The sequence below is a fragment of the Bacillus sp. FSL E2-0195 genome (assembly GCF_038003645.1).
Classification (GTDB): Bacteria; Bacillota; Bacilli; order Bacillales; family Bacillaceae_G; genus Bacillus_A; species Bacillus_A mycoides.
This window is the reverse complement of the sequence record NZ_JBBOPN010000001.1, coordinates 4,264,557-4,284,684: the sequence shown is the minus strand read 5'-3', so window position 1 is coordinate 4,284,684 and position 20,128 is coordinate 4,264,557. Positions and strand designations below refer to the sequence as shown.

The window sequence follows — 20,128 nt, the reverse complement described above, 5'->3', positions numbered from 1 at the left end:
GGGGAGCCTATAAGTAAAAAAAGGGGATGTAGAAATGGAATGGGTATCAATAATCGGACGAACAATGCTTTTGTATATAATCATTTTAATTATTTTTCGTCTTATGGGTAAACGTGAAATTGGAGAATTAAGTGTATTAGATTTAGTTGTATTCATTATGCTCGGTGAAATGGCTGTAGTGGCAATCGAAAATACAGATAAATCACTTTGGCATCAATTAGTTCCAATGACTTTTCTTATGTGTATACAAATCATTTTGTCGGTCATTTCTTTAAAGTTTCAGCGTTTTCGGCATTTAATAGAAGGGGAGCCTGCGATTCTTGTGAATGCAGGTAAAATTGATGAAAAAAAGATGCGGAAGCAGCGATATAACATAGATGATTTATTGATGCAACTACGTGAGCAAGGAATCGGAGATGTGCGTGATGTAGAATACGCTATTTTAGAACCATCTGGAAAGTTATCTGTCTTTCAAAAACAAAAAAGTAAAAAGAGCAAAAATGATACACCAATTTTTACACTCCCACTAATTATTGATGGAGAAATTCAATACAATCATTTGCAAATGATCGAACATACAGATGGGTGGCTCGTTGAGAAACTGAATAACTTAGGTTATAAAGATGTGAAACGGATTTTATATTGTAGTTTTCAAAATGGACAGTTTTTCGTTGATTTGAAAGAAAATTAGAGGCTTACCATTTTGAATGGCAAGCCTGCTTACTTCAAAAATGAAAGTTTCCGAATGATAGGGAGACGACTTAATTCTTCTTTTCGAATGAGTTTGAAAACGAAGAGGAGAACGATATAAACGATTGTTGTTAAAGTGATTTCCCATAATGTTTGTATGCCAAGTGAATGAGAAAAAACGATATACTTATGAAGATAAAAACCGAAGGTACCAGCAATCCCGATAGCAATTCCGCCGAAAATATAGTCTTTTGCATAAATGGTAAATGCAATTTTCTTTAAAACAGTGGCGTAGTGAAGGAATGTTACGGTTACTATATTTGCTGCGATGGCGAGGGCAACCCCCATCATTTGGAACTCTGGGCGTGAAGCGAGTACAAAGATAACGATTAATTTTACGATAGCGCCAATAAATGTGTTCATCATAGCAGCGCGTGCTAAGTTTAAAGCTTGCAACACAGATGTAAGGGGGCTTTGAAAATAATGAAATAAAAAGCAAGGTGCAAGAAGCTGGATGAAAGCGGCCGCGTTGTCTGATCCGTACATGAGAGTTAAAACTGGAGAAGCAAATACATATAATATAACGACTGACCATCCGCCGGTTATTAAGGAAATTCGAAGTGCTTGTTGTAATCGGTGTTCTACTAATTTGTGTTGTCTCTTTGCCATTGCCTCGCTAATTGATGGGACGAGTGCTGTAGAAAGAGCATATGTAATAAAGGCTGGCAGTGATAGAAGTGGGAACGCATATCCGTTTAATATACCGTATTGCTGAGTTGCGACAGAAGCAGCAACGCCGGCGATCGCTAAGCTTTGCATAACGACGATAGGTTCAAAGAAATAAGAAACGGAACCAATTAAACGGCTTCCTGTAGTTGGTAAAGCAATGTCCATAAGGGAATAAAATGTATTTTTGCTCTCCTTTACAGTAGTGAAAAATCCAGAGCGTATAGATAAATGTTTTTCGCGTTGGAATAAAGTAAGTAAAAATAATAAAGATGCAACTTCACCTAGAACAGCTGATAGCATGGCACCGGCTGCAGCATATTCTACGCCGTAAGGTAAAAATAACCGAATGCATACAGCGATAATTGTAATGCGGACAACTTGTTCTATGACTTGAGCGTAAGCGCTCGGCTTCATGTTTTGTTTCCCTTGGAAATAACCACGTAAAACGGAAGAAACTGCAATAACGGGGACGACAGGTAAAATAGCCATTAATGGATAGTAAGTTCTTTCATCTGTTAATAATGTTTTTGCTAAAATAGGTGTGAGTAGCATAATCCCAATTGTTAAAATGATACTAATAATGGATGTAACGGCTAGTGAGACAGTTAATATTTTTTTAACTCTTTGCTTATCGTTCACTGCTTCTGCTTCTGCTACAAATTTTGCGATTGCAACAGGAAGGCCAATTTGTGTTAATGTAATTGCTAAAATGAAGGTGGGGACAGCCATCATATAAAGGCCGACGCCTTCTTCGCCTAAAATACGTGCCATTACAATGCGGTTAATAAATCCAAGGATTTTTGTAATAAAACCGGCTATCATTAAAATAAATGCGCCTTTTAAAAAGCTTTGTCTCGTCATACTCTTCTCCTACCTTCTCAAAATCAATGGAATGATTTACAATAATTTATATGCACGTATGAGACAAGAATGACAAGCATTTAAGAGAGTGAAGTATGAATGGTACTCTTGAAAGAAGTTATTACTGTCCATTAGAGCGGGATTAAAAGCGACTTTTCGTGCTGAAATAAGAAGGAGATGTTATATATGTTGGATAAAGAGGCTTTGGTAGAATCATACCGCGGACAGTTACAAGTCGTTTTAGAAAGTAAAGTAGAAGAGTTTCAAATGTTCGGTTACGACCGAGTGACAGATAATGATATTTGGAAGTTTCTCAAGGCGAAAAAGTGGAAAAAGATAGATAGTGATGTTAGGTTATATGAATTAGTAAATGATGTATTAAGAGTAAGTACTAATGAATATATGAATTATTTAACTGTTGAAGCATATCAAGCACCACTTTGGTCGTTTGATGAATATGAAAATAAATAACCGACTGTAATTGGTTTGTTCTTCCTTTTGCAGTATAATGATAGGTATTGATAAAGAGGAATTAATTATGTCTAAGATTATATATAAAGGAGGTAGTGAAGAGGAAAAATAAATAATGAATAGTGTAGGTATTGTGAAAAGCTTACCGACACAGCTAGTGATGAACTAGCGGAAATACATGTATTTTATAGAAAGTAAGTCTACTAACTAGGCGTATGCACACGTGCGAAAATGAATCGTAAGAGATTTATTGAAAGTGTTAGTAGCAGAAAGAGGGTACATATGGCAAAGCGTGGTACAAGAATTGCCGCCTTTTTCCTCATCGTTTTATTAATTGGTGGAGTAATTGGTGCGGCAGGAAAAGACATAGCAAAAGGAATTAGTCTAGGACTAGACCTTCGCGGTGGTTTTGAAATTCTGTATGAAGTAAAACCAGCCAAAAAAGGTGATAAAATCGATCGTGATGCACTTGTAAGTACAGTAGGTGCTCTTGAAAATCGTGTCAATGTTCTTGGTGTAAGTGAGCCGAACATTCAAATCGAAGGGGAAGATCGAATTCGTGTACAGCTTGCTGGTGTACAAGATCAGCAAAAAGCACGTGAAATGTTATCAACACAAGCGAAACTAACATTCCGTGATGTGGATGATAACCTTCTTATGGACGGAACGGATTTAAAAGGCGGCGGAGCGAAGCAAACATTTGATGAGCAAGGCCGTGCGAGCGTAGGTCTTACACTAAAAAGCGCTGAAAAATTCCGTGAAGTAACTGAAAAGATTTCAAAAATGCCACCACCAACGAATTTAATGGTAATTTGGCTTGATTTTGAAGAAGGAAAAGATTCATATAAAGCAGAATCTGCAAAACCGAATCCGAAGTTTTTATCAGCAGCAACAGTAAGCCAAGTATTTAACCAAGCTGAAGTATCTATCGTAGGTGGAAACTTTACAGTTGAAAGTGCGAAAGAACTTTCATCTTTATTAAATGCAGGTGCACTTCCTGTTGATTTAAAAGAAATGTATTCAACATCTGTTGGAGCGAAATTTGGTCAACAAGCATTAGAGCAAACGATTTTCGCTAGTGCGATCGGTATTGCTATTATCTTCTTATTCATGCTTGTATTCTACCGTTTACCAGGGCTTGTAGCGGTTATTATGTTAGGTTTATACATTTTCGTTACATTACTTGTCTTTAACTGGATGCATGCAGTTCTTACGTTACCGGGTATTGCGGCATTAGTGCTCGGGGTTGGTATCGCAGTTGATGCGAATATCATTACGTACGAGAGATTGAAGGAAGAGCTTAAAATTGGTAAGTCGATGATGTCAGCATTCCGTGCTGGTAACCATCGTTCATTAGCGACAATTTTAGATGCGAACATTACAACAATTGCAGCAGCTGGTGTATTATTCGCTTACGGTAATAGCTCTGTAAAAGGATTCGCAACAAGTTTAATCGTAAGTATTTTAGTTGGTTTCATTACGAACGTATTCGGTACTCGTTTCTTACTAGGTTTACTTGTAAAGAGCCGTTACTTTGATAAGAAACTATCTTACTTTGGTGTTAAGGAAAAGGATATTATTCCATTAACAAAAGGTGTAGTACATCCACCGACGAGATTTGATCGTATTAACTTCGTAAATATCGGTCATAAATTTTTCTTATTCTCAATTGTAGTTGTAATTGCTGGGGCAATTATATTACCGATTTTCAAAATGAATCTTGGTATTGACTTTGCAAGTGGTACACGTATCGACTTGCAATCAAAACAAGCAACTACTGTTTCTAATGTTCATAAAGATTTGAAAGAATTGAACATCGATGTGAAGGAAGAAGATATTGTACCGACCGGAGATGACAATAAAGGTTTCGCAGTTCGTACAGTAGGTGTTCTATCGAAAGATGAAATTGCGAAAACAAAAACATTCTTCCACGATAAATACGGTACAGATCCGAATGTAAGTACAGTTTCGCCGACAATCGGTAAAGAGATTGCACGAAATGCATTTATCGCAGTACTAATTGCTTCTGCAGTAATCGTTTTATACGTAAGTATTCGTTTCCGTCTTACGTACGCAGTATCTGCAGTAATCGCATTATTACATGATGCATTCGTTATGATTGTTGTATTTAGTCTTTTCCAGATAGAGGTAGACTTAACGTTTATCGCTGCGGTATTAACGATTATTGGTTACTCTATCAATGACTCGATTGTTACGTTTGATAGAAACCGTGAGTTATACAAACAGAAAAAACGAGTTCGCGACATAAAAGATTTAGAAGAAATCGTAAACTCAAGTATTCGTCAAACAATTGGTCGTTCAATTAATACAGTGTTAACAGTGTTATTCCCAGTAATCACACTACTTATTTTCGGTAGTGAATCACTGCGTAACTTCTCACTTGCATTATTAATTGGATTAGTTGTAGGTACGTACTCTTCTATTTTCGTTGCTTCTCAAATTTGGTTAATGCTTGAAAACCGTCGTTTGAAAAAGGGCAAAAACAAGAAGAAGGTTGAGAAAGAAGAACCTGAACCGCAAGTATAAAAAAGATGATGTCTCATTATGAGGCATCTCTTTTTTCGTTTGTGGATACAATAAGATAGCAACTTTTGAAAGAATGAAATGGAATAAAGTGGTGATGTTATCGCTGATTTTGTTAAAATAAAGTGAAACTTTAATAAGTGGGGGTTTTGTTCATCCCTACTTATTATTAGCCCTCACCAATCGGGCTTTTACGGGCAGTTGATCTCCCACCTAACTTCCTTGTATTTGCCGGATTTTGAGGTGGGGGGCTTACTGCCCGCAAATAGCGGGATAAAAAGATAGGTTAAGAAAAGAAGGGATTTCAATTATGGAAAAAGATGAACGTTTTAAACAGGCCGAGTTTGGTGCTATTGTCGGAATCGTTGGTAATATTATATTAGCGATTGTAAAAGCGGTAATTGGTTATATTGGAAACAGTAAGGCACTGTTAGCGGATGCAGTGCATTCTGGATCAGATGTAATTGGCTCGTTAGCTGTACTTTTTGGATTACGAGCGGCAAAGCAACCGCCTGATGAAGATCATCCGTATGGTCATGGTAAAGCGGAATCGATTTCAGCGATTATTGTTGCGGTATTATTATTTATTGTTGGAATAGAGATAGCGATTTCGTCTATAAAAGCTTTTTCACAAGATTTGGAACCACCAAAAGGAATTACGATTTTTGCAGTTATTCTTTCGATTGTAGTGAAAGAAGGGATGTTTCAGTATAAATATCGATTAGGGAAGAGGATAAATAGTGCTGCAATTATTGCAAATGCATATGAACATCGTTCGGATGTGTTTTCTTCAATTGCAGCTTTAATCGGCATTTGTGCAGCTATTATCGGCGGTAAGTTAGGTATAGATTGGCTTGTATATGCCGATCCAATTGCGGGATTATTTGTTTCAATTCTCGTTGCTAAGATGGCATGGAGTATTGGAGCAGAAGCTATTCATGCAACGCTCGATCATGTTCTGCATGAAGAAGATGTTGTTCCGCTTAGGGAGGCAGTTTTTCAAGTGGAAGGTGTGAAAAAAATCGGCTCTTTATATGCAAGAGAACATGGCCACTATGTTATTGTCGATATTAAAGTATCTGTAGATCCATATATCACTGTAGAAGAAGGGCACCGCATCGGAAAACATGTAAAAGAAAAACTTATGAAACAAGATAACGTACAAAACGTTTTTGTACATATTAATCCGTATTCTCCAAATTAAACATAACAGATATTTAATTATATAGATATCGAATCGTAGTTTGCATTATATTGTCACCCCTTAATCTGTCTTGTATAATGGATAGGTTAAGGGGTGATTTCGTGTTACAACCGAAGACGCGTTGGAAAGAAAAAGAATATAATGAGGAACTAGTGAGTGAATTAGCAAATAAATTGCAACTATCACCTCTTGTGACTTCATTATTTCTTGGCAGAGGCTTAAATACAGAAGATAAGATTGTAGACTTTTTAAATACAGCAGATCAAGAATTTCATGATCCATTTTTACTTGAAGGAATGGATCGGACTGTAGAACGTGTGAAAAAAGCTATTGAAAATGGAGAACAAATATTAATATTTGGCGATTACGATGCGGACGGAGTAAGTAGTACGACTGTGTTATATCTTGCTCTCAAAGAATTAGGTGCAGAAGTAGAGTTTTATATTCCAAATCGTTTTACTGAAGGCTATGGGCCAAATGAAGAAGCGTTTCGTTGGGCGCACAGTGCAGGGTTCTCACTAATTATTACTGTCGATACTGGTATCGCAGCGGTACATGAAGCGAAGGTAGCGAAGGAACTTGGAATAGATCTTATTATTACAGATCATCATGAGCCACCACCAGAATTACCAGAGGCACTTGCGATTATTCACCCGAAATTAGAAGGCGGTGTTTATCCGTTTCATTATTTAGCGGGTGTTGGTGTTGCATTTAAAGTTGCACATGCACTTTTGGGCCGTGTGCCAGAGCATTTGTTGGAAATTGCAGTAATCGGTACGGTAGCCGATTTAGTATCGCTTCATGGTGAAAATAGATTGTTAGTACAGCGTGGACTGAAGCATATGCGAATGACTCGGAATATCGGTTTAAAGGCGTTATTTAAAGTTGCTAACGTTTCGCAAAGCGAAATTACAGAAGAAAGCATCGGGTTCGCACTCGCACCTCGTATTAATGCAGTTGGTCGTTTGGAAGATGCAACACCTGCTGTACACCTTTTATTATCAGAAGATCCAGAGGAAGCGAAAGAGCTAGCTGAAGAAATTGATGAGCTGAACAAACTTCGAAAAGATATTGTAAAGCAAATTACTGAAGAAGCTATCGCTGAAGTCGAAAATAATTTCCCGCCAGAAGAAAATAAAGTATTAGTCCTTGCAAAAGAAGGTTGGAATCCAGGGGTAATTGGAATTGTCGCTTCTAAGTTAGTTGAACGTTTTTATCGTCCAACGATTGTATTAAGCATTGATCCTCATAAAGAAACAGCAAAGGGATCGGCTCGTAGTATTGCAGGATTTGATTTGTTTGCAAACCTTTCAGATTGCCGTGAATTGTTACCGCATTTCGGAGGTCATCCGATGGCAGCGGGAATGACGCTTAATATGAATGATGTGGATGAATTAAGACGCAGGTTAAATGAGCAAGCAGATGTAATTTTAACAGCAGAAGATTTTATTCCGATTACAGCAGTGGATGCATTTTGTAAAGTAGAGGATGTAACGCTTGCCGCGATTGAGGATATGCAAAAGTTAGCGCCATTTGGCGTAGGAAATCCGAAACCGCGTATTGCGGTGAAAGATGCCGAATTAGAAAGTATCCGTGCAATTGGATCTGATGGTTCGCATTTAAAAATGGCTCTTCGTGATGGACAAGCAACACTGGACACGATTGGATTTGGATTTGGTACTTATGCGAAAGAAATCTCTCCAGTTGCGAAGGTTTCTGTAGTAGGAGAAGTGTCCATTAATGAATGGAATAACTTTAAAAAGCCGCAATTAATGGTGCAAGATATTGCTGTAGAGGCATGGCAATTATTTGACTGGCGTAGTATGCGTAATGTAGAAGCAAATTTAGCAGAACTTCCGAAAGAAAAAATAACATTGGTGTATTTTTCTGAAGAGGTATTGAATAAATTTTCTTTAGAAGGCTATAAAGAACAGCTCGTGCATGCATCAGAGGTAGCTCATTTTGATGATCAATACATTGTGCTACTTGATTTGCCGAAAGGAACAGATGAATTAGGTGATGTATTTAAGGCTGGATTCCCAGCTCGAATTTACACGCTATTTTATCAAGAGAATAATCATTTATTTAGTACGGTCCCAACGAGGGAACATTTTAAATGGTACTATTCTTTCTTAAGCCAAAAAACACCATTTTCTTTAAGGCAATATGGGGAACAACTGTGTCGTCATAAAGGTTGGTCAAAAGATACAGTAAATTTCATGACACAGGTGTTTTTTGAGTTAGAATTTGTTACAATAAAAGACGGTGTCATTTTTATGGCAGACAAAAAACAAAAGCGTGATTTAATTGAATCGAACACATATCGTGAGAAAATGAACCACTTACAATTAGAGAAAGAATTGGTTTATAGCACATATCAGCAACTATATACATGGTTTGAAACGATTCGTGATCATAAATAAGTAGAACAGTTAGGGTAAAGGATTTGTATTTACAAACCTTTTATATCTGAGGAGGATTCAGAAATATGGATTTCAAGCAACATATCGCAATTGTACCAGATTATCCGAAAGAAGGTATTGTGTTTAAAGACATTACACCTTTAATGAACGACGGAAAAGCATATAAAGCAGCAACAGATGCAATCGTTGAGTATGCAAATAAAAGAGACATTGATGTTGTAGTAGGACCAGAAGCGCGTGGTTTTATTATTGGTTGCCCAGTTTCTTATGCATTAGAAGTAGGTTTCGCACCAGTTCGTAAATTAGGAAAATTACCACGTGAAGTAATTACAGTTGACTACGGTAAAGAATATGGAACGGATGTTTTAACAATCCATAAAGATGCAATTAAGCCCGGCCAACGTGTATTAATTACAGATGACTTATTAGCTACAGGTGGAACAATCGAAGCGACAATTAAACTAGTTGAAGAACTTGGTGGAGTTGTAGCAGGAATTGCATTTTTAGTAGAGCTTACTTACTTAGATGGTCGTAAAATGTTAGATGGTTACGATGTATTAGTATTAGAAAAATACTAATCATTATATAGGTGAAACTACGGTGATAAAAAAGTACCCGTGAATCTCTTGGAGAGGAGCGGGTACTTTTGTATAATTGCACAAAAAAACATGGTGAAATGTCAGTAAAATCTTTTCCTTTTCACAATTCACAATCATTGGGTTATAATGATAGAATATAATTTATTCTATTCAATAAAGATAAAGTCAATTTTCAATAAAAGGTGATTCGATGGCAAATGAGCAAGTACTAACAGCTGAACAGGTACTCGAGAAAGCAAGTCAATATTTAGCGGATGAAGATATTGAGCTAGTGGCACGTGCCTATGAATATGCGCGTGATGCACATAGCGAACAATATAGAAAATCGGGTGAACCATATATTATTCACCCAATTCAAGTTGCAGGTATTTTAGTTGATTTACACATGGATCCGGCTACAGTATCGGCAGGTTTCTTACATGATGTAGTGGAAGACACAGAAATTACATTAGAAGACATTGAACGGGAATTTAATAAAGAAATCGCTATGCTTGTCGATGGTGTTACAAAGCTTGGAAAGATTAAATACAAATCCCATGAGCAGCAACAAGCAGAAAACCATCGCAAAATGTTTATTGCAATGGCTCAAGATATTCGAGTTATTTTAATTAAACTAGCTGATCGTCTTCATAACATGCGTACATTGAAACATTTGCCTCAAGAGAAGCAGCGTCGCATTGCAAATGAAACGTTAGAAATCTTTGCACCTTTAGCACATAGACTCGGAATTAGTACTATTAAATGGGAGTTAGAGGATACTTCACTTCGCTATTTAAACCCGCAGCAATATTATCGTATTGTGAATTTAATGAAGCGTAAACGTGCAGAGCGTGAAGAATATTTAGATGAAGTAATGACTGGCATTCGCGAGAAATTAAAAGAGGTTTCAATTCAACCTGAGATTTCTGGAAGACCAAAACATATTTACAGTATTTATCGTAAAATGGCATTGCAAAATAAACAATTCAATGAAATTTACGATTTACTAGCTGTACGTGTCGTTGTGAATAGTATTAAAGATTGCTATGCGGTGCTTGGAATTATTCATACGTGCTGGAAACCAATGCCAGGTCGTTTTAAAGATTATATTGCAATGCCGAAAGCAAATTTATATCAATCTCTTCATACGACTGTAATTGGACCAAAAGGTGATCCGCTAGAAGTGCAAATTCGTACGAAAGAAATGCATGAGATTGCAGAATTCGGAATCGCGGCACATTGGGCGTATAAAGAAGGTAAAGCAGCAGAAACAACGGGTACATTAGAGAAGAAACTAACTTGGTTCCGTCAAATATTAGAATGGCAAAATGAAGCTTCTAATGCAGAAGAATTTATGGAGTCATTAAAAATTGATTTATTCTCTGACATGGTATTCGTCTTTACACCAAAAGGCGATGTAATGGAATTACCACTTGGCTCTGTTCCAATTGATTTTTCGTATCGTGTCCATTCGGAAATTGGAAACAAGACAATTGGTGCAAAAGTAAATGGGAAAATGGTGACGCTTGATTATAAGTTGAAAACTGGTGACATCATTGAAATTTTAACATCGAAACATTCGTATGGTCCAAGTCAAGATTGGGTAAAGCTTGCTCAAACATCTCATGCGAAAAATAAAATACGTCAATTCTTTAAGAAACAACGTAGAGATGAAAATATTGAAAAAGGCCGTGAACTTGTTGAAAAAGAAGTGCGTGGCTTAGAGTATGAGATGAAAGAAGTATTAGCGCTTGATAATTTAAAACGTGTCGCTGAGAAGTTTAACTTTGCAAATGAAGAAGATATGTTTGCAGCAGTTGGATATAACGGAATTACAGCAGCGCAAATTGTTACGCGACTAACGGACAAGTTCCGTAAACAACGTGAAGAAGAAGACATCGTTGAAGTTAAAGAAGTTCGTAAACCGATGAAAATTCGAAAATGGGATTCTGGTGTAAAGGTAAGTGGTGCAGATAATTTGTTAATTCGTTTATCAAAATGCTGTAACCCAGTTCCAGGCGATGATATCGTTGGGTATATTACGAAAGGTCGAGGCGTATCAATTCACCGTTGCGATTGCGTCAATGTGCATACAGAAGAAGCGGTGGAGCGTTTATTAGAAGTAGATTGGGAAGGTAGTCCTGAAAAAGAAATTGAGTACAATGTTGATATTGAAATTTCAGGCTATGATCGTCGTGGTTTATTGAATGAAGTATTACAAGCTGTTACAGAAACGAAGACGTATATCTCAGCTGTTTCTGGTAGAAGTGATCGTAATAAGATGGCAACGATTAACATGTCGATTTCTATTCGAAACTTACAACACTTGAAAAAAGTAGTAGAGCGCATTAAACGCGTTCCAGAAATTTATGCCGTACGACGCATGATGCATTAATAGGGAGTGTAGAAAAGATGAGAGTTGTTTTACAACGATCAAAGGAAGCGTCTGTCACAGTAGATGGCGAGATTGTAGGACAAATTCCATTCGGTTTAACATTACTAGTTGGCATTACGCATGAAGATACAGAAAAAGATGCAACTTATATCGCAGAAAAAATTGCAAACCTACGTATTTTTGAAGATGAGAGCGGAAAGATGAACCACTCTGTACTTGATATGAAGGGACAAGTTCTATCTATTTCGCAATTTACATTATACGGAGATTGCCGTAAAGGAAGACGTCCAAACTTTATGGATGCTGCGAAACCTGATTATGCAGAACATTTATATGATTTCTTTAATGAAGAAGTTCGTAAACAAGGACTGCATGTGGAGACAGGACAGTTCGGAGCAATGATGGACGTTTCTTTAATCAATGATGGTCCGGTGACCTTAATTGTAGAAAGTAAATAGTGTTGCCGGGGAAGAGAGGATTATAGGTCCTCTCTTTTTTCATACATTGTTGTATGTTTTGTTCATTTATCCCGCTATTTGTGGGAGATCCACTGCTCGTAAAAGCCTGATTAGTGAGGGCTAATAATGAGTGGCGATGGACAAAACCCCTATTCATTAAAGTTTCACTTTATTTGGAATCAATAGCTGTTTCGGTTATGTATAACTCTTTCATCAATATGGAACAATAAAAAGTAAAACATCTATATTGAATGTGAGGGATATACGTATGCGTATGAATGAAAAAGGGCATTCTGTTACAAATGGTGCAAATCAACTGTTTAACGTAAATTTTCATGATTTTATTTCAAAAGAGCAAAACAATACTTCAATGGAGCTCGCTTCTGAGTTTGGGATTTCTCTTCAAGATGTAAAGCGTCTAAAGAAGCAGATTGAGCGCTCTTAGAGTACTTGACAATCCTACTCAACAAACGTATAGTAATTTTATATTTACATATGAATATAACCGTTGATAGAGAAGAGTAAATGAGACACACATGGAAAGAGAAGAAATGTCTTAGGCTGAAAACATTTCTGCATGATGACTGATTGAATGACACTCTAGAGGTTTCAACTTGAACGGCATATATGCTTAGTAGAGATGAACGCAAATTTAAGCGTTATTAAAAAAGTGGAAGCATACGTGCTTCAATTAGGGTGGCACCACGGGTATAATACTCTCGTCCCTACTGTTCAAACAGTAGAGGCGGGAGTTTTTTTATTTTTATTAAGATTAAAACAATTTGAGGAGGAACTGAATATGTCTATTCAAATCCCACGCGGAACGCAAGATATTCTTCCAGGTAGCGTTGAGTTATGGCAGTATATCGAAGGGCAAGCACGCGAAATTTGCCGTCGTTACAATTATAAAGAAATTCGTACACCAATTTTTGAACACACTGAGCTATTTTTACGTGGTGTTGGTGATACGACAGATATCGTACAAAAAGAAATGTACTCATTCCAAGATCGTGGAGAGCGTAGTTTAACATTACGTCCAGAAGGTACTGCACCTGTTGTACGTTCTTACGTTGAAAACAAAATGTTCGGTGATGCAACACAACCAACAAAATTATACTATATCGGCCAAATGTTCCGTTATGAAAGACCACAAGCAGGTCGCTATCGTCAATTCGTACAATTCGGTATTGAAGCAATTGGTAGTAACGATCCAGCAATTGATGCAGAAGTAATTGCACTTGCTGTAGAGTTTTACCGCGGCATGGGCTTGAAAAATATTAAAGTTGTATTAAACAGCTTAGGTGATGCAGCGAGCCGTCAAGCGCACCGTGATGCGTTAATCGCACACTTCGAGCCACGTATCGGTGAGTTCTGTTCTGACTGCCAATCTCGTTTAGAAAAGAACCCTCTTCGTATTTTAGATTGTAAGAAGGACCGTAACCATGAATTAATGGGAACAGCACCATCTATTACAGAATACTTAAACGAAGATTCAGCAGTATACTACGACAAAGTACAAGAACTACTAACGATGATGGATGTTCCATTTGAGAAAGATCCGAATTTAGTACGTGGTTTAGACTACTACCAACACACTGTTTTTGAAATTATGAGTGAGGCAGAAGGTTTCGGTGCTATCACAACATTAAGTGGCGGTGGCCGTTATAACGGACTTGTACAAGAAATCGGTGGACCGGAAATGCCAGGTATCGGTTTTGCGATGAGTATTGAGCGTTTAATTATGGCGCTGAAGGCTGAAAATATTGAGTTACCAATTGAACATAGTATTGATTGTTACGTTGTAGCACTTGGTGAAAAAGCGAAAGACCGTGCTGCAAAAGTTGCGTTCGATCTTCGTAAAGCTGGATTATCAGTTGAAAAAGATTATTTAGATCGCAAAATGAAAGCACAATTTAAATCTGCAGATCGTTTAAATGCGAAATACGTAGCTGTATTAGGGGAAGATGAGCTAGATAAAGGCATCATTAACTTAAAAGATATGGCAACAGGCGGACAAGAAGAAGTAGCGTTAGATGTATTTGCTTCATATGTAGCAGAGAAATTAATATAGGGGGAACTTAAAGTGGCTGAAAGAACACATGCATGCGGAAAAGTAACAGTAGAAGCGGTTGGACAAACAGTTCAATTAAAAGGTTGGGTACAAAAACGCCGTGATTTAGGTGGATTAATCTTTATCGACTTACGTGACCGTACAGGTATCGTACAAGTTGTATTTAATCCAGAAACATCAAAAGAAGCGTTAGAAGTAGCAGAAACGATTCGTAGCGAATACGTATTGCACGTAGAAGGTACAGTTGTTGAACGTGGTGAAGGCGCAATTAATGATAATATGGCAACTGGTCGTATTGAAGTACAAGCATCGAAAGTAAATGTATTAAACGCAGCGAAAACAACGCCAATCATTATTGCTGATGATACAGATGCATCAGAAGATGTGCGTTTAAAATATCGTTACTTAGACTTACGTCGTCCTGCAATGTTTAACACATTCAAAATGCGTCATGACGTAACGAAAACAATTCGTAACTTCTTAGATACAGAAGAGTTCTTAGAAGTTGAAACACCAATTTTAACGAAGAGCACGCCAGAAGGAGCTCGCGACTATTTAGTACCAAGCCGTGTGCATGATGGTGAATTTTATGCATTACCTCAATCTCCGCAGCTATTTAAACAGCTTCTTATGGTCGGTGGATTTGAGCGTTACTATCAAGTAGCACGTTGTTTCCGTGACGAAGATTTACGTGCGGACCGTCAACCGGAATTCACGCAAATTGATATCGAGGCATCATTCTTAACACAAGATGAAATTTTAGAAATGATGGAGCGTATGATGACGAAAGTCATGAAGGATGCAAAAGGTGTAGAAGTTAGTGCACCATTCCCTCGTATGAAATATGCTGATGCAATGGCTCGCTTTGGTTCTGATAAGCCGGATACACGCTTTGAAATGGAACTAAAAGACCTATCTGAATTTGCAGTAGGTTGTGGATTTAAAGTATTTACAAGTGCTGTAGAAAACGGCGGACAAGTAAAAGCGATTAACGCAAAAGGTGCAGCGAGCAAATACTCTCGTAAAGACATCGATGCATTAACTGAATTCGCCAAAGTATACGGTGCAAAAGGTCTAGCTTGGCTTAAAGTTGAAGAAGACGGCTTAAAAGGACCGATTGCGAAATTCTTCGGTGAAGAAGAGGCAAACGTGTTAATGAGTACATTAGAAGCGGATGCTGGTGACTTATTACTATTCGTAGCAGATAAGAAAAGTGTTGTTGCAGATAGCTTAGGTGCACTTCGTTTACGTCTAGGTAAAGAACTTGAGTTAATTGACGAAAGTAAATTTAACTTCCTATGGGTAACTGATTGGCCACTTCTTGAGTACGATGAAGATGCAGATCGTTACTTCGCAGCTCACCACCCATTCACAATGCCATTCCGTGAAGACGTTGAGTTATTAGAAACAGCACCAGAAAAAGCACGTGCACAAGCATATGACCTTGTATTAAACGGTTATGAGCTTGGTGGTGGATCACTTCGTATTTACGAGCGTGACGTACAAGAAAAAATGTTCAAAGCACTTGGATTCTCACAAGAAGAAGCACAAGAACAATTCGGATTCTTATTAGAAGCATTCGAATACGGTACACCACCACACGGCGGAATCGCATTAGGTTTAGACCGTCTTGTTATGTTACTTGCAGGTCGTACGAACCTTCGTGATACAATTGCATTCCCGAAAACAGCAAGCGCAAGCTGCTTATTAACAGAAGCGCCAAGCCCAGTTGCAGAAGCTCAGCTTGAAGAGCTAAGCTTAAAATTGAGCTTGAAAGAAGAGAAGTAAGAATAGAGTCTAGATGGTTATACTAACCCCATCTAGGCTTTTTTTATAGAGGTTGTTTAAAAAGTCCGGTTTACATTATGTTTTCCTTGTTTGAAATATGTATTTTTAGGAATTCTATAACTTTTTCTATACAAATAGTCGGAAAAAGGCTAGAATACATGGTAGACCATTTTTGTAATAGGAGTGTAGAGCTGAATGTTACATCAATTTTCACGTAATGAATTAGCCTTTGGAAAAGAAGGCCTTGAAATATTAAAAAATAGTACAGTCGGTATTTTAGGTATTGGCGGCGTAGGATCATTTTCGGCAGAAGCGTTAGCACGTTCTGGCGTAGGACGTCTTGTATTAGTTGACAAAGATGTTGTAGATATTACAAACGTAAACCGTCAAATTCACGCGTTAGTATCTACTGTAGGACGTTCAAAAGTAGAATTAATGAAAGAGCGTATTGCAGATATTAATCCAGAGTGTGAAGTAATTGGACTAGAGATGTTTTATACAGATGAAACATATGAAGAGTTCTTTAAACACGGTTTAGATTTCGTAGTAGATGCATCTGATACGATTACGTTCAAAATTCATTTAATTAAACAATGTTTACGTCGTAAAATCAAAATTATCTCATGTATGGGTGCGGCAAATAAAATGGACCCAACTCGTTTCCGTATTGCGGACATTTCTAAAACACATACAGATCCAATTGCGAAAGTAATTCGTACGAAGCTTCGTAAAGATGGTATTAAAAAAGGTGTAAAAGTTGTCTTCTCTGACGAAAACCCAATCGTAATTCGTGAAGAAGTACGTAAAGAAATCGTACCAGACGAAAATGCAAAAATTCGTAAAGCGAAATTACCACCTTCTTCAAATGCGTTCGTACCATCTGTGGCTGGTTTAATTATGGCAAGTCACGTTGTACGTGAGCGTATTAAAAACGTAGAAGTGAAGCGTGTAGGGCAAGAATAAAAAGGAAGCATATATCGTTTAGGATATATGCTTTTTGTATGTTTTAAAGAAATGTCGATGTCGAATCGTTAATATAATTTCATTTACTGTGGTGCTTTTTCACTAAGGGAAAATAAACAGGGATGTCACTTAGTTGAAAAAGTGGCATCCCTGTTTTTAGTTTTCTGCAGAATATATAATATCTAAATTTCCATTTTGATCGGTTTTGAAAATCGGAGCAATTTGCTCTTCTTGTTCTTCGACCGAAACAAGTTTTCGAGCACGATCCATAATTCTAACAAGCATTGCATAATCTTCTTCGATTGCTTGTTGTTTTTTTGTGAGAACAGCTAATTTTGCTTCAAGTTCATTATTCATTTTTTGCAGGGAAGTGAGCTGATCTTGTAATACGTCATTTTCAGTTTGTAACTTTGCGAGTGAAGGGTTATTGTGCTCCAAGTTTTGCAAAAATGAGATGACATTTTGCATTGTAAGATCTTGTTTATTTGGGACAATATCTTCTGAAAACTCGGCATCGATTACGAGCTGCCGAGTTTGTGTGAACTGCTCTTTTTCTATTTTAGCTTCCGAACGCTTTAATTCTTTACGTTGTTTTTTTGCGATTTGCACCGCATCTTCATAATATGGTCTTACTTCAGCATTCCATCTAAAGCCACAAGCTGCTGAAGTTCGGTTTAATGTATCACCAACTTCATCGAATGCTTTTATTTGTGTACTTCCGCTGCGAATATGTCGTAAAACAGTTGCTGCTAAAAGGAGATCGTCTTCTTTTGTCCATGCATCTTGACGTGTTTTCATAAGCGAACCCTCCGTAATGGTGACGTTTTCGCTTATATTACCCTTTATTCTTCGTTTTATGCGAACTTTGTAATCTTTCATAAACAGTAGAAAGTACTTGTTCAAATTTTCCTGTCGTTTTCGGTTTATAATATTGCTTGTTTTTAATTTTATCAGGTAAGTATTGTTGTTGTACCCAACCGTTTGGGTGATCGTGTGGATATAAGTATCCGATGCCTCTTCCTAACGATTCGGCTCCTTTATAATGACTATCTTTTAAATGACTTGGAATATCGCCTGTTTGGCCATTACGTAAATCGTGTAGTGCGGCATCGAGTGCTTTATAGGCCGAGTTTGATTTCGGTGATAGACAAAGTTCAATAACAGCATTTGCAAGTGGTATGCGTGCCTCTGGGAAGCCGACCCGTTCAGCTGATTCAATCGCTGCAAGTGTACGTTGTCCAGCTTGTGGGCTAGCAAGTCCGATATCTTCATATGCCATAATAAGCAGACGTCTACCGATGCTTTGTAAGTCACCAGCTTCAATAAGACGTGCTAAATAATGAAGTGCGGCGTTCACATCACTTCCGCGTACTGATTTTTGAAAAGCAGATAAAACGTCATAGTGAGCATCGCCACCTTTGTCGTGAACGAAACTCTTTTTCTGTAAGCATTCTTCTGCGATTTCAAGTGTAATTTCCGCGGCTTTGTCGTCAGTTGTAAAGCTAGATAAAACAGCTAGTTCAAGTGCATTATAAGCTGAGCGCATATCTCCGCCTGACGCATTTGCAAAGTGATGTAATGCTTCATCCGTAACAGTTACATCATATTCCCCAAGCCCTTTTTCTTTATCTTCAAGCGCTCGTTTTAAGCCAATTAAAATATCATCTTCTGTTAATGCGTGTAATTCGAAGATTTGACAACGACTTCGAATAGCAGAATTAATAGCATGGAACGGATTGCTTGTCGTTGCACCAATTAAAGTAAGAAGTCCGCTTTCTAAATGGGGTAATAGAAAGTCTTGCTTCGCTTTATCTAGCCTATGAACTTCATCCAAAATTAAAACGAGGTGCCGATGCATCTTCGCTTCCTGTACGACAACTTCCATATCTTTTTTATTATGAGTAACAGCGTTTAAGAGGCGAAACAGGGTTCCAGTACTTCCTGCAATTGCGCTAGCGATTGATGTTTTTCCTGTGCCTGGAGGACCGTATAAAATCATTGATTGAAAATGATTTGCTTGGACCATACGCCATAAAATCTTGCCTTCACCAACTAAATGCTGTTGTCCGATAATTTCTTGAATATTTGTAGGGCGCATTCGATGTGCGAGTGGTTGTTTCATTTGACCCTCTCCCTTAATGTATAATCTCATTCTATCGTACCATTTTTTTTGATGAAATTTGAAATAGGATGCTGTTTTGTGGGGGGGATTAATATGAATATTCCTATTTTTCTTTCAATTGTAATAATTTCCGAGTTTTTCAATGTGATTTTATGTTATCATTTTGATACACAAGTTGAAATTTCTTATAATACTATATTATGCTATAATTTCATAGGATTTTAAATTGTGTTCTTTTATAAAGTGAAACTTTAATTAGTGGGGGTTTTGTTCATCCCCCACCTAACTTCTTTGCTCCAGCCGAATTTTGAGGTGGGAGTTTTACTGCCCGCAAATAGCGGGATAAATAAGATATAACCAATAGAAGTGAAAATTTGAAATGAGGTGCAAATAGATGAAGATTTCAACGAAAGGCCGCTACGGCTTAACAATTATGATCGACCTTGCAAAAAAGTTTGGTGAAGGCCCAATTTCATTAAAATCAATTGCACAGGCACATGACCTATCTGAGCATTACTTAGAGCAATTAATTTCACCACTTCGTAACGCTCGTCTTGTAAAGAGTACGCGTGGTGCATATGGCGGATATGTATTATCTGATCAGCCAGTCAACATTACAGCTGGAGATGTAATACGTGTACTAGAGGGTCCAATTAGTGTTGTAGAAATGATAGAAGAAGAAGAACCAGCACAACGCCAATTATGGATGCGTGTTCGTGATGCAGTGCAAGAAGTATTAGATAGTACAACTTTAGAAGATTTAGTACGTTATGAGGAAGAAAATCACGGGGGCTATATGTTTTACATTTAATTCCTTGTGAAACGATTTGG

The 20,128-nt window shown here is 37.5% G+C and carries 16 protein-coding genes and 1 other annotated feature; of the genes, 13 read left to right on the top strand and 3 right to left on the bottom strand.

Annotated elements, in window-relative coordinates; translation table 11 throughout:
- The first annotated feature begins 34 nt into the window (after positions 1–34).
- On the top strand, positions 35–691 hold the full coding sequence (locus tag MHH59_RS22080) for a DUF421 domain-containing protein (RefSeq protein WP_002143230.1): 657 nt from the start codon (positions 35–37) through the stop codon (positions 689–691).
- Between the two features lie 29 nt (positions 692–720).
- Here the strand turns inward: MHH59_RS22080 and spoVB are convergent, their stop codons facing one another.
- Positions 721–2,280, bottom strand: a complete 1,560-nt coding sequence (gene spoVB / locus MHH59_RS22075; RefSeq protein WP_002015313.1) for a stage V sporulation protein B — start codon at positions 2,278–2,280, stop codon at positions 721–723.
- Positions 2,281–2,466: 186 nt separating this feature from the next.
- Between spoVB and MHH59_RS22070 the strand changes: the two genes are divergently transcribed.
- The 11 genes from MHH59_RS22070 to MHH59_RS22020 all read left to right on the top strand — a co-directional run bounded on the left by MHH59_RS22070 (position 2,467) and on the right by MHH59_RS22020 (position 17,175).
- Positions 2,467–2,751 (top strand): post-transcriptional regulator, encoded by a 285-nt coding sequence (locus MHH59_RS22070; protein WP_002112000.1) that lies wholly within the window; start codon positions 2,467–2,469, stop codon positions 2,749–2,751.
- A gap of 282 nt (positions 2,752–3,033) precedes the next feature.
- A complete protein-coding gene (gene secDF / locus MHH59_RS22065; protein WP_003191552.1) occupies positions 3,034–5,298 on the top strand; it encodes a protein translocase subunit SecDF in 2,265 nt (754 codons plus the stop codon).
- A gap of 307 nt (positions 5,299–5,605) precedes the next feature.
- Positions 5,606–6,499, top strand: coding sequence for a cation diffusion facilitator family transporter (locus tag MHH59_RS22060; RefSeq protein ID WP_002034095.1), 894 nt, complete (start codon positions 5,606–5,608; stop codon positions 6,497–6,499).
- 101 nt (positions 6,500–6,600) lie between these two features.
- On the top strand, positions 6,601–8,922 hold the full coding sequence (gene recJ / locus MHH59_RS22055) for a single-stranded-DNA-specific exonuclease RecJ (RefSeq protein ID WP_050000290.1): 2,322 nt from the start codon (positions 6,601–6,603) through the stop codon (positions 8,920–8,922).
- A gap of 65 nt (positions 8,923–8,987) precedes the next feature.
- On the top strand, positions 8,988–9,500 hold the full coding sequence (locus MHH59_RS22050; RefSeq protein ID WP_002015305.1) for an adenine phosphoribosyltransferase: 513 nt from the start codon (positions 8,988–8,990) through the stop codon (positions 9,498–9,500).
- 211 nt (positions 9,501–9,711) lie between these two features.
- The gene (gene relA, locus MHH59_RS22045) at positions 9,712–11,895 is read left to right on the top strand and encodes a GTP diphosphokinase (protein WP_002167636.1); all 2,184 of its coding nucleotides are present in this window, start codon (positions 9,712–9,714) and stop codon (positions 11,893–11,895) included.
- Positions 11,896–11,912: 17 nt separating this feature from the next.
- Positions 11,913–12,353: a D-tyrosyl-tRNA(Tyr) deacylase gene (locus MHH59_RS22040; RefSeq protein ID WP_002015302.1), complete on the top strand. Its 441-nt coding sequence runs from the start codon at positions 11,913–11,915 to the stop codon at positions 12,351–12,353.
- A 268-nt stretch (positions 12,354–12,621) separates the two neighbouring features.
- Entirely contained in the window at positions 12,622–12,798 is a 177-nt protein-coding gene (locus tag MHH59_RS22035) for a hypothetical protein (protein ID WP_001242605.1), read from the top strand.
- Between the two features lie 54 nt (positions 12,799–12,852).
- Positions 12,853–13,083 (top strand) — a binding site (T-box leader).
- A gap of 69 nt (positions 13,084–13,152) precedes the next feature.
- Positions 13,153–14,424, top strand: coding sequence for a histidine--tRNA ligase (gene hisS, locus MHH59_RS22030; protein ID WP_033728251.1), 1,272 nt, complete (start codon positions 13,153–13,155; stop codon positions 14,422–14,424).
- Between the two features lie 12 nt (positions 14,425–14,436).
- Positions 14,437–16,212 carry an aspartate--tRNA ligase gene (aspS, locus tag MHH59_RS22025; protein ID WP_002015297.1) on the top strand — a complete coding sequence of 592 codons (1,776 nt, stop codon included), beginning with the start codon at positions 14,437–14,439 and terminating at the stop codon, positions 16,210–16,212.
- A 195-nt stretch (positions 16,213–16,407) separates the two neighbouring features.
- Complete coding sequence (locus MHH59_RS22020) at positions 16,408–17,175, top strand: tRNA threonylcarbamoyladenosine dehydratase (protein WP_000903181.1); 768 nt, start codon at positions 16,408–16,410, stop codon at positions 17,173–17,175.
- Positions 17,176–17,331: 156 nt separating this feature from the next.
- Here MHH59_RS22020 and MHH59_RS22015 read toward each other — a convergent pair whose 3' ends face one another.
- Both MHH59_RS22015 and MHH59_RS22010 read right to left on the bottom strand, forming a co-directional pair.
- Positions 17,332–17,973, bottom strand: coding sequence for an RsfA family transcriptional regulator (locus MHH59_RS22015; protein ID WP_002190745.1), 642 nt, complete (start codon positions 17,971–17,973; stop codon positions 17,332–17,334).
- Between the two features lie 37 nt (positions 17,974–18,010).
- Positions 18,011–19,297: a replication-associated recombination protein A gene (locus MHH59_RS22010; RefSeq protein WP_002167638.1), complete on the bottom strand. Its 1,287-nt coding sequence runs from the start codon at positions 19,295–19,297 to the stop codon at positions 18,011–18,013.
- Positions 19,298–19,691: 394 nt separating this feature from the next.
- On the opposite strand from MHH59_RS22010, the gene cymR reads away from it, so the two are divergent.
- Entirely contained in the window at positions 19,692–20,108 is a 417-nt protein-coding gene (gene cymR, locus MHH59_RS22005; RefSeq protein WP_000704117.1) for a cysteine metabolism transcriptional regulator CymR, read from the top strand.
- Positions 20,109–20,128 lie beyond the last annotated feature (20 nt).

Bases quoted from the DNA above. Each gene is read 5' to 3' on its own strand.
- MHH59_RS22010 (WP_002167638.1), bottom strand. From the start codon at position 19,297: ATGAAACAACCACTCGCACATCGAATGCGCCCTACAAATATTCAAGAA.
- MHH59_RS22015 (WP_002190745.1), bottom strand. From the start codon at position 17,973: ATGAAAACACGTCAAGATGCATGGACAAAAGAAGACGATCTCCTTTTA.
- spoVB (WP_002015313.1), bottom strand. From the start codon at position 2,280: ATGACGAGACAAAGCTTTTTAAAAGGCGCATTTATTTTAATGATAGCC.
- hisS (WP_033728251.1), top strand. From the start codon at position 13,153: ATGTCTATTCAAATCCCACGCGGAACGCAAGATATTCTTCCAGGTAGC.
- cymR (WP_000704117.1), top strand. From the start codon at position 19,692: ATGAAGATTTCAACGAAAGGCCGCTACGGCTTAACAATTATGATCGAC.
- MHH59_RS22020 (WP_000903181.1), top strand. From the start codon at position 16,408: ATGTTACATCAATTTTCACGTAATGAATTAGCCTTTGGAAAAGAAGGC.
- relA (WP_002167636.1), top strand. From the start codon at position 9,712: ATGGCAAATGAGCAAGTACTAACAGCTGAACAGGTACTCGAGAAAGCA.
- MHH59_RS22035 (WP_001242605.1), top strand. From the start codon at position 12,622: ATGCGTATGAATGAAAAAGGGCATTCTGTTACAAATGGTGCAAATCAA.
- MHH59_RS22070 (WP_002112000.1), top strand. From the start codon at position 2,467: ATGTTGGATAAAGAGGCTTTGGTAGAATCATACCGCGGACAGTTACAA.
- secDF (WP_003191552.1), top strand. From the start codon at position 3,034: ATGGCAAAGCGTGGTACAAGAATTGCCGCCTTTTTCCTCATCGTTTTA.
- MHH59_RS22060 (WP_002034095.1), top strand. From the start codon at position 5,606: ATGGAAAAAGATGAACGTTTTAAACAGGCCGAGTTTGGTGCTATTGTC.
- MHH59_RS22050 (WP_002015305.1), top strand. From the start codon at position 8,988: ATGGATTTCAAGCAACATATCGCAATTGTACCAGATTATCCGAAAGAA.
- MHH59_RS22080 (WP_002143230.1), top strand. From the start codon at position 35: ATGGAATGGGTATCAATAATCGGACGAACAATGCTTTTGTATATAATC.
- MHH59_RS22040 (WP_002015302.1), top strand. From the start codon at position 11,913: ATGAGAGTTGTTTTACAACGATCAAAGGAAGCGTCTGTCACAGTAGAT.